At 31.1% G+C, this 10,988-nt stretch carries 7 protein-coding genes; 1 reads left to right on the forward strand and 6 read right to left on the reverse strand.

The features are described 5' to 3' along the window. Positions 1 to 18 precede the first annotated feature (18 nt). The 6 genes from ppk2 to AAC024_RS14750 form a co-directional block, all read right to left on the reverse strand. Positions 19 to 798, reverse strand: a complete 780-nt coding sequence (ppk2, locus tag AAC024_RS14725; RefSeq protein ID WP_339896259.1) for a polyphosphate kinase 2 — start codon at positions 796 to 798, stop codon at positions 19 to 21. A 101-nt stretch (positions 799 to 899) separates the two neighbouring features. Next, on the reverse strand, positions 900 to 1,949 hold the full coding sequence (locus AAC024_RS14730; protein WP_339896260.1) for a nucleoid-associated protein: 1,050 nt from the start codon (positions 1,947 to 1,949) through the stop codon (positions 900 to 902). 304 nt (positions 1,950 to 2,253) lie between these two features. Then, positions 2,254 to 2,931: a hypothetical protein gene (locus AAC024_RS14735; protein ID WP_339896261.1), complete on the reverse strand. Its 678-nt coding sequence runs from the start codon at positions 2,929 to 2,931 to the stop codon at positions 2,254 to 2,256. Positions 2,932 to 2,936: 5 nt separating this feature from the next. Continuing rightward, positions 2,937 to 4,499 (reverse strand): OmpA family protein, encoded by a 1,563-nt coding sequence (locus AAC024_RS14740; protein ID WP_339896262.1) that lies wholly within the window; start codon positions 4,497 to 4,499, stop codon positions 2,937 to 2,939. A gap of 122 nt (positions 4,500 to 4,621) precedes the next feature. Continuing rightward, positions 4,622 to 7,054 carry a ribonuclease HII gene (locus AAC024_RS14745; RefSeq protein WP_339896263.1) on the reverse strand — a complete coding sequence of 811 codons (2,433 nt, stop codon included), beginning with the start codon at positions 7,052 to 7,054 and terminating at the stop codon, positions 4,622 to 4,624. A 194-nt stretch (positions 7,055 to 7,248) separates the two neighbouring features. Continuing rightward, complete coding sequence (locus AAC024_RS14750; protein WP_339896264.1) at positions 7,249 to 7,848, reverse strand: ribonuclease HII; 600 nt, start codon at positions 7,846 to 7,848, stop codon at positions 7,249 to 7,251. A 317-nt stretch (positions 7,849 to 8,165) separates the two neighbouring features. On the opposite strand from AAC024_RS14750, the gene AAC024_RS14755 reads away from it, so the two are divergent. Further along, positions 8,166 to 10,214 carry a putative porin gene (locus AAC024_RS14755; protein ID WP_339896265.1) on the forward strand — a complete coding sequence of 683 codons (2,049 nt, stop codon included), beginning with the start codon at positions 8,166 to 8,168 and terminating at the stop codon, positions 10,212 to 10,214. Positions 10,215 to 10,988 lie beyond the last annotated feature (774 nt).

Below are 10,988 nucleotides of genomic sequence, written 5' to 3' on the forward strand. Positions count from 1 at the left end.
GATTAATTGAGATAAAATTTAGTATTTATCAGGTACAAAAGTTTGATAATTTATTGGTGGGCGCACATAGGCTTTATAGTCTGGTAAATCTGGAAGTTCAATAGGCTTAGCATCCATTTTCTCATAAGGAATCATGCTTAAAACATGGCTAATACAATTTAAACGTGCTTTTTTCTTGTTGTCTGCATTTACAACAAACCAAGGCACTTGTTTGGTATCGGTATGTGCGAACATATTGTCTTTGGCTTTTGAGTATTCTAACCATCTAGCCCGCGATTCTAAATCCATTGGGCTAAATTTCCATCGTTTTAATGGATTGCTTATTCGGTTTTTAAAACGCTTTTCTTGTTCTTCATCGCTTACTGAGAACCAGTATTTCAAAACAATAGTTCCAGATCGTACAAGCATACGCTCGAACTCTGGACAAGATCTTAAAAATTCATTATACTCATCATCCGTACAAAAACCCATCACTTTTTCAACTCCAGCTCTATTGTACCAACTTCTGTCAAAAAGAATAATTTCGCCAGCAGCCGGTAAGTATTGTGCATATCTTTGAAAATACCACTGTGTTTTTTCTCTTTCAGTAGGAACTCCCAACGCCACTACTTTACATACACGCGGATTTAAAGGTTCTGTAAATCGCTTTATCGTACCGCCTTTACCCGAAGCATCTCTGCCTTCAAAAACGATAACCACTTTTAAACCTTGCTTTTTCACCCATTCTTGAAGATGCACTAAGTCGGTGTGCAGTTTTGCTAATTCTTCTTCGTAATTGAATTTGTTGTCTTTTGACATGCTAATTTATTTTGGAAGACACAAGTTACTGAAAAACAAAAAAAGACCAATCGATAGTAGGGTTTTTTGTGTGTTACCAGTATAATTTATAAAGATTCTTATTAATTTTCTGCATTAAAAAACACTTTGTAATAATGCATTTTCTTTTCATCGTCATAACCGCGTTCTAAATATTCACTTGCTGCGTCTGGGGAATCAATATCTAACTTTATTTGTATGTTGGTATCTAGCTTAATATCCGTTTTAATCTTTCGTTTTTCTTTGGTTACAACTGCTTCGGCAACATCAAATTGATTTCTAATCACTAAGTTTTGCTCGCCTTCAAATTCCTTTTTATAATTATCAAATTCTCTTTTGTGCTTGTCTTCTTCAAATAGTTCTTCCTTAAAACGTTCTACATTTACAACTTCATTTTCCTTGAAGAAATCGATAGTTTTGGCTAAAAAGGTATTTTGTTCTTGTGCCCCGTAACTGGTTTTTAGAATTTCTGTTGAAAAGTCTTTACATAATTCAATATACTGTTGTGTATGGCTATTGGCATCATCAGCATACTTTATATTCAAAAAATGATTAATCCAATATTGCGCATCGTAACTATTATTATCAACACTTAAAATAATATGGCCTTCAGTATCACTTTGATTTAAAATTAAACAGCCCTTATCTATTTTTTTAGAGTTGATACCTTTCTGTACTAAAACGTCGTAACTTTTATTCTCCAAATACGTTTGAAAGAAATTCACTTTACTTTCAATTTTAAAAATACCAATGGCATTGGTGGTCATATCTCTAAACTCAATACCTTCAAACATCACAACTAAAACATCGCCTGTTTTTATCTGTACAGAACTAGATTGCTCATATAAATGCGTTACAATATGTTTTGAAATTTCTATGAAACCATCTTCATCATTAAACAATTGTGTGCCATAGCTGTTAATTTCGTTCAAAGAAATATTAGCATGATGATTAAAGCGGTAACTCTGCACGACGCTACCAAAAGGCCTTAATAAAAAGGGTAACATTAAATCGTAACTGGCTTCGTCAAAATCTACAAGTTTTTCTGAAAAGGCATTTTTTGTGTCGTTAAATTTGTTGCCAACTTTATGAATAATGAATTTTGAAATAGAGGCGTTTTTTCTTGAAATCATGTGTGTGTTATTAAGACTGCAATACTATTAAATATACTTGAAATTATACCAAATGAATATTAAAATGATTGATAATAAATTTGAATTATGTTTTCTTTTGGTGAAATAGAAAATATAAGCATAGCCTAAGTTACGGTTCTATTTTATATTGAAACCCGCCTGCCGGCAAGCAGGTATAAAGGAAACAGAAACGGATTTAATCAGTTATTTTAAAATTTCTTTGGTTTTACACAAAAAAAGAGCACCAAAGCATTACACTTTGGCGCTCAAGATTCGAGGACTTGCTTTTGGCTGTTAAAAGCCGTTATTTTTTGAAACTTGTTAGCTCTGAGTATCCCATGAGTTTACCATTTTTGTTATAAGATTCGCTTTTAACAACACCTACACCTTCTGAAATCCATTCTTTAATTTTGAAATTCATTTTCATACCCATTTTCATTTCACTGTCATAGCTTAAAGCAAAACAATCATAAGTTCCTGCTGGTGTAGTTATCGATTCTTTTTTATCTACTTTTCTGTTTAGCATATCTACACTTATGTTCATTTTCATGCCTCCCATATTTATTGCCATATTCATATTGGCATCTTTTAGTGATTGTCCCACGTGTAAGTCATTAGGAAGCTCAACATTAGTTCCTGTAATATCCATTTCCATGTCTTTATATTGTTTAAACATATCTGGATTCATTAAAGATTTAAAATCAATAGAAATGGAATTACCATCACAAATTATTTGATAACTAGTGGTTGTGATTTCCTTTCCTTTGGCATCAGAGATTATTGTTTTTATGGTAGCCACATTATCGTCAATACTTGTAACTTCATAATTAACAACACCATCTTTTTTTCCTTTTTTATTGTAGTTGGTAATTTCAAATTTTACTCCTTCTTCAAATGGATAATAGGCTTTACAAGCGTTTTGGCTTAAAGACGAAGAACTTATAAAAAACACACTGATTAAAACTATAATTTTTGTTTTCATTTCATTTATATTTTTATGAATTCTACACGTCTGTTTTGAGCTTTTCCATTGCTGGTACTATTATCACCAATTGGAACGCTTTCGCCTTTTCCATCAGTTTGAAGTCTTTCTCCAGAAACTTTATAAATATTTACTAAGGCATGCTTTACGGCCGCTGCACGGGTTTTTGAGAGTTGTAAATTTGAATCTTCAGTGCCATCAGCATCTGTATGGCCAATAATATTTAGTTTGATATTCTCATCTTGTATTAAAACTTGAGAAATTTGACGAATGATTCCTAAGGATTGAGGTTGAATGTTTGCAGACCCCGAATCGAATAAAATACCATTGGTAGATATTTTTCCTTTGTTTAATAGTTCTCGTCTTAAATCAACACCACCTTGGGCAACTTTTAAATTGCTTATATAAACGTGTTCTTTACCATCTTTAAAATTGTTTATGTGAAACTTGAGGTATTTAAGCAGGTCTAATGCTTCAATAAATCGAGGGATATCTACATACTTCTGTTCGTTTATCCATAATCTGAAACGTTTTTTAGTTACTGAAATAGAAACGTGGGGTTTATTAAGTACGGCTTTTCTAATGTCTGCTTTAATATCTGTATTTATATCACCGCCACCTCCGTTAAAGTAGTTTTTAGCTCTAAGTGAAAAAGCACCATATTGGCCAACAGGTATAGAAACGAATGCATAATGATTGGAGCCGTCATTAAATTTATTATTATCGCTTAAAATAACATGAAATCTTGCCGTTGATGAGGTTTTTTTATCCATCCCTTTGGTAAGTATATCGAACTCTATGGTGTAATCTTCAGGAAGGTTTTTTACATCGGGGATAAAATATACGCCGTAACCAGACTTGAGTTCAAACCAGTTGCCGCTATCACCAATTTTAACCACTTCGCCCGAAGCGTTGGTATTCCACTTGCTTGGAAAATCTCCAACAAAATCTTGTGAGAAATCGTCAAAAAATAATAATTTATCACCTGGAACATAATCAAACTTGCTATAAATTTCTAAATTGTCTGAAACGTTAGAATCTTCTTCTACTTCTTCAGAGTTTTCAGTTTCACTTGTTGAATTAGTATCGTTTTTAGAATTACCATCATTTGTTGAGGGGTCTTCAGGGTCACCCTCAGATTGTTCTTCTTTATCACGCTTTCTTTGACCTAACAATAATTTTTTAGCAGTTTTAATACTGTAATTAAGCGCTTTTTTTGCCTTATTCATTTGCAAGGTGGCTTTCCCCTGTTTTAAAACACTTATGCCATCCAAATCATCTATAATGTTAGGAGCGCTTTCACTCAACCCTTCCAAATCATCAAGTGCATCTTCTAAAACATCAATATCTTCATCTTCTAATGGACTTCCTGCTTCTGCATAGCCATCATATTTATAAACTTTATCATAAATATCAAAAGATTCAGATACAAAAGTGTCTACGCTAGAAACACCAACTTTACTTTTAGGGCGTTTTAATTGTTTGGTTTGTGCCTCAATGTTAGGACTGATAAATACAAAAGCCATCCAAAAGATTAGGATGCTTATCGCATTTTTGGGTAATTTCATTTGTAATTAATTGATTAATAGCTGGCTTAAAGATAAAGATTAGTTTTTTATCGACAAAAATGTATTGTTAAATTTCTATTTATTTTATTAACTTTTTTTTTGGCAATAAGAATACCAAATAACTAATTAATCTGATACAAAATTATAGCGTTATTTTCTCCTTTAGTTACAAACTCTAAATTTCTGTCTGTATCAATATTGTCAAGTTCTATTGACGAGTTTCCATAAACAGGGAAATTTGGAAGTAATTTAGACTGACTATCATATAAATAAATTTTATGTGATTGTAAATCTGTTATAGAAACGTAAATTTTGTTATCAATGTAGAAAAGCTTTGGGATGGAGTAATCACCAAAGTCTAACTCTGTAGTTTTATTTTTTATATAGAGTTTGTTTTCACTTTGTGCAACTAAGGTTTTACTAGTTGTTTCAATATGATGATTTTCAGAAAGGTTTAAGTTTCTAGAAGAAACATTTCCTTTTGCATCAACTGAAATTAAATTACCAGAAGCCGTAGTCGTTGTAAATGTATTGTTAAATAAGAAAACGGGTTGGTTTGAATAAGAAAAAGATTGTTTTGGTTTAACTCTTGTTTTACCTAATCTATCTAAGATATATAGTTTGTTTTTAGTTTTTATCGTGATGTAATCTTTACTGCCAATTCTAATATGTTTGGGCTGAGAGATAATGTTGTTATTAGCCGATTTAAAAGTAAAGCCCTTTACTGCTTTTCCTTTTACATCGTACATTAAAACGTTTTTGCCTTGTGTGACTAAAAGGCGATATTTTTTCCGTTTATCATAATCAAAAATAGCAAGTGGTTGTGTGATTTCATCGTTAAAATTTAAAGTAAACGGTTTTACGTCTTTCCCATTTCGGTCTAAAACGTAAACTTTGTTTGGTGTTGCAAAAGCTAATTGTAATCGTCCGTTTTTATAAATATCAATTTGTTCTATTTTACCTAAAATTGAGCCTTGTAATTGTTTTTTCCAAAGAATCTTTCCTTTGTTAGAAATTAAATATAAGTTGTTATTTACATCTTGAACAACAATTTCTTTCTGTTTTGTGATATGGTTTTTAACAAATTGCGGCGAGTTTAAAAGTGCTTTATCAAGTTTAATATTTAATTCTTCTGAAACCGAATTTAAAGAGGCTCTTGTTTTATTCTTTTTAATAACACCATTAATATGTGCGAAATTGTTATCATAAATAAATTGAATGGCAGAAGTGTTGTAATTGTTTAGTTTGAAGTTCGTATTCGCATCAATATTTTTATTTAAAATAGCTTTTAGTGTTGAAGCATTTGTAACCTGAAGTAATGATGAAGCATCACTAAGTTTTTCCTTCACATCTTTAAAATATAATTTGTTGCCTAATGTTGTTTTATTTTGATAGTTGGCAATAATGTTTTGAAGCATTTCAGTTTGATCAGCAAACACAAAAAAGTTATCTAAAACACAATAAACATTAGCATTATTGTCACTTATCAGCGGCATAAATGTTTTGGCAAATAAAACAGGTTGGCTAAAATTATAAATATTAATTTCTCTGTATGAATTTGCAATAGTTTGTTCACTTAAAAGCGCATCATTAGTAGCGATAACATCAGTTGAATTTAAAACTACGGCGCGTTTTTCATCTTCATAAATAACACCAACTTCAAGAACATCATCAAAAAGTGTCGTGCTATTTACAAAAGAATCCTTCTTATTGAATCTTAATAAGTTCGTTTTTAAAATTTCAATATCATCAAATGTAAAACTCATAAATCCATCGCTATTTGATGGCGTGATATTTTGAATTTGATTGACTTGGGGAGTCGTGTTTTTAAAAATATTTATAAGACTTTCAGTAGAATCTGTAGCTTTTGTAATACCATTAAAATAGGTATCGTTTTGATTCAATTCAACATCAATAGCGACGTATTCAGCAAATATGTTAAGTGAAAGTGAATCTTCTACAAAAAAGGACGACACAAAATTAGTCTTAGGTTTTAATATCATCGAAAATGTTTTGTCATTGCCAGATGTGTTATATATTTTCTCAAGTTCAACATCGTCATTAAAACTATAAAAAGCATCATCCATAATAGTTTTTGATGAAGAAACAAAAAAAGTACTGTCAATTATGGCGCTATAAAAAGTGCTATTATTTATTGTAGATTTTATAATGGAATTGTTTTTATAAGAAAGCACTTCTTCTTTATAATTTGGTAATGAATCTGTTACAAATAAGTTTTTAGTAATCTTAGTTGCAAGTGCATATTGAAGACTATCATTCTCATCTTGAGAAAAGTAAATTAATACATCATTGGATGGATTTAAGTTTGATAGAGGTTCTAGTTTCTTTTCTAGATTCTGGTATGTAGTTGATTTCGAAATTCTTTGTAAAAAATCACTGTTGTCAATGCTGCTATTTAAACTTTCTAGATTAGAAGTTTTAATAATTATGGTGGTGTTTTTAGGAACGAAATTTAAAAGATTAGAACGGTTTGTTTTAGATTTTGAACAACCAAAAGTAAATATAAGTAGGAGGGAGAAACAAAATAATCTCATGGATTGAATTAATTTTTACAAATATAAAAACTTAGAGGTTGTATTGAGATATGGAATTAGAATTTTTATAGGTCATTTTTGATGTGTTATGAGATAAAATTTTCAAGCATAGCCTTTACCACGGTTTAAATTTTTAACGAAGTAACGCGCAAAAAGGGACATAAAAAAATAATAAACATATTTCAAAACAGTCTCTACAAATCTAACTTTAATTGATCGGGTAATAATCTAAACGATTTTCTGTGGTATTTTGTTATACCGTATTTTTTAATAGCCGCCCTGTGCTCTTTTGTTGGGTAACCTTTATTTTGTTTCCAATTATACATCGGGAACTCTTTATGAATGTCCTCCATATATAAATCTCTATATGTCTTTGCTAAAATAGAAGCAGCCGCAATACTTAAATATTTACCATCACCTTTAATAATGGTTTCATGAGGAATGTTTTTAAAAGGTTTAAATTTATTGCCATCAACAATAATGAACTCTGGTGTTTTGTTTAATTTATTAATGGAAAGATGCATAGCCATAATAGATGCATTCAAAATATTAATGTTGTCTATCTCCTTCTGGAATACATGAGCAACTCCAAAGCTCAATGCTTGTGCTTCAATAATAGGCTTTAAAATATATCTTTTCTTTTCGCTGACTTGTTTGGAGTCATTTAAAATTAAATTCTCAAAACCTTCAGGAAGTATAACTGCAGCAGCGGTCACCGGTCCAGCTAAACAGCCTCGGCCAGCCTCATCTGTTCCGCATTCTAAAATGTGATTTGTATGGTTTAGTAAAAGCATAAATCAAAATTTAAACAAATATATAATTTGCCTATTAGTATTTGGGAAATATATTTAATGTTCAATATTTTTTTGAATAAAAATGATTGCATTTTAAAAATAATATTAAGATGTTTGGTATTGACTAACTCAAATAGAATTTTAATTTTCATCTTTTTTACAGGTGATTATCATTAAATAGAAAGCCAGCGTTTTTAGCTGGCTTTCTTTATTTAAAATATTTACTAGCACTTTACGTTCAAATAATTACTTTTGCCTCGGAAAAACAATTGATAAACAGAATAGCTTAAATTTCCCAATTTACCAGTAGCTTTAATATGAAAGTGAGCCAAAAAATTAAAAACAGAAATATAAATAATCAGATATTTAAAATCTGTTTAACGTCTTTCATTGTTCTTATTGTCAATATGGTATCTGGTCAAATAGAACCAAGAAAAAGGTCTTTTGCAAATGATAGAAACTCTTTTGGTGTTCAAGATTCATTACAGAATCAATCTCAAGAATCTAAAAGTATTAAGAATATTAAAAATCTAGATGCAAAGATTGAAGATTATTTGATTATCTCTCACGAAAGAGATACAACATATCTTGATACGTCTTTAACAATTCAAAAAGAATACAAATTCAATTACCTAAGAAAAGACAATTTCGGGCTTATGCCATTTTCAAATCTTGGGCAAACATATAATAGCTTAACGTATAATTTTGAAAACACCAGTTCCATGCCTAAGTTTGGTGCAAGAGCTAGACATTTTAATTACATGGAAGCTCAGGATATAAATTATTATCGTGTTCCTACACCTTTAACCGAGTTGTTTTATAGAACAGCTTTTCAGCAAGGCCAGTTAGCCGACACTTTTTTTAGTGTAAATACATCACCACAATTTAATTTTTCTATAGCGTATAAGGGGATGCGTTCCATAGGGAATTACCAAAGTGCAATAACAAGTACCGGTAATTTCAGATTTACATCAAATTACACATCTAAAAATAAACGTTACCAAGCTAGAGGACATGTTGTAACACAAGACTTGTTTAATGAAGAAAACGGTGGACTTAAAGATGAAAGTGTAGTGAATTTCGAAACAGGAGCACAAGAATTTCTAGAACGCCCTATTCTAGATGTTAATATTGAAAATGCCGAAAATATATTACTCGGAAAACGTTTCTATCTAGATCAAAATTATAACATTTTTAATAAGGTAGTCGAGAAATATCTTCCACAAACTTTAAATGATTCTACTTCCAAAAGCAGACTTAGCGTAAGGCACTTAATGTCTTTTGAAGATAAATACTATCAGTATAACCAGTCATCAGCTAATACAACAATTTTTGGAGATGCTTTTAAAACTAGTAACTTATTCGATAAAGCCACTCTAGAAAATTTTTATAACGAATTACAGCTAGACTATTATAATAATGTATTAGGTAATATTCAATTCAACGTTAATAATACGAATTATAATTACGGCTATAATAAACTTGTTGTTCTAAACGGAAACACTATCGTTAACCGATTAAAAGGTAATGTTTTTGCGGTAGGAGGTAAGTATAGTAAACGATATAAAGGCTTTCGCCTTAAGGGCGAATTAGGTGCAAATATATCAGGAGATTTTGATGGTAACTATTTAAAAGCAAATGCGGTCTTTAATTTAAACGACGATATTGCTGCATCTGCATCCATAAATCACAGTTCAAAAGTGCCAAACTACAATGCATTGCTCTATCAAAGTGACTATATAAACTACAATTGGCAAAACAATTTTAATAATATCGAAACCCAACAAATAGGCTTCAAATTAAAGTATAAAGAGCTAGCAAATATCACAGTAGACTATTCTACAATAAATGATTATGTCTATTTCAAAAAAGACGAAACCACACTGCAAGTAAGCCCATTTCAAAACGATAAATCTATAACCTATTTAAGAGTAAAGCTAGAAAACGAAATAAAGCTAGGCAAGTTTGCAATAAACAATACAGTAATGTATCAAAACGTACAAGACGAAAACAATGTTTTAAACGTTCCAGAAATCAATACACGAAACACCTTTTACTTTTCAAGCCATTTATTCAAAAAAGCGTTGTTTTTACAAACAGGAGTAACCCTAAATTACTTCACCAAATATTATATGGATGCCTACAACCCATTGTTGGCAGAATTCTATGTTCAAAATAATAGAGAATATGGAAATTTTCCACGCTTAGATTTCTTTTTAAATGCAAAAATCCGTCAAACCCGCATTTATCTCAAGGCAGAACATTTCAACTCATCATTCACGGGCTATAACTATTATTCCGCACCAACCTATCCTTATCGAGATTTTGCAATACGCTTTGGTGTAGTTTGGAACTTCTTTCTATAATACTAAGTTTCTTTTTTCGGGCGTTCCCCAAATGGGTCGGGCTTTCCGTTCCAAGTCCTCGCACCTCCTACGTCGGGCTGTGGGCTATCCACTTCAATCCCTAACGCACCTTTTTGCCAAAACCAGTCTAATAAGCCATTATACCTGTTTTAATTTGCCGTTGTATTTGTCCCCTTGAGGGGACTTTAGTGGTGTTTTTTGTGTTTGTAGCATTATAAAGGACTCACAAAATCTCCCCTTGTAGATAAATGGAATAAGGCAAGAATAAAATCCCTTGGCTTGATCTTGATTTTTTGACTTGGTTTATTCTGAGCGGTGTCGAAGGGTTTAGTATCAAGGCAAAATGAATAAGAACTTTTTTTTAAGTTTTACATATATAGTGTCTGGACGGAAACAGACGATTTTTATAATTTGAATTATTTTTGATGTCATTTTTGTTTAGTTTTTATGAGTTGATGCCTTAGTATCAAGCGATTAAAAATAAACTGAAAGGGCGCAAAAAGAAACAAATTTAATTTTGCTGTGTTTCCGTCCAGACACTATATATAAGACACAATTACATTTATAATATAGCTCTGAATAACATCACAAACTTTAAATAACAGAACTATTCGTCATGCAGCTTCGCGCCTTAGCGCCTTTGCGCGACAAAAACCGGCTCGAACATTCCACTATCCCGCATAAAGTCCCACAATATTCGATAATGTTAATAAAAAGATATGTTATAAATAACAGTAACTAAGGGAGTTGTACGGTGTTAAAAAAAAGATTAAA

This window comes from uncultured Algibacter sp. (assembly GCF_963976535.1).
Taxonomy (GTDB): Bacteria; Bacteroidota; Bacteroidia; order Flavobacteriales; family Flavobacteriaceae; genus Algibacter_B.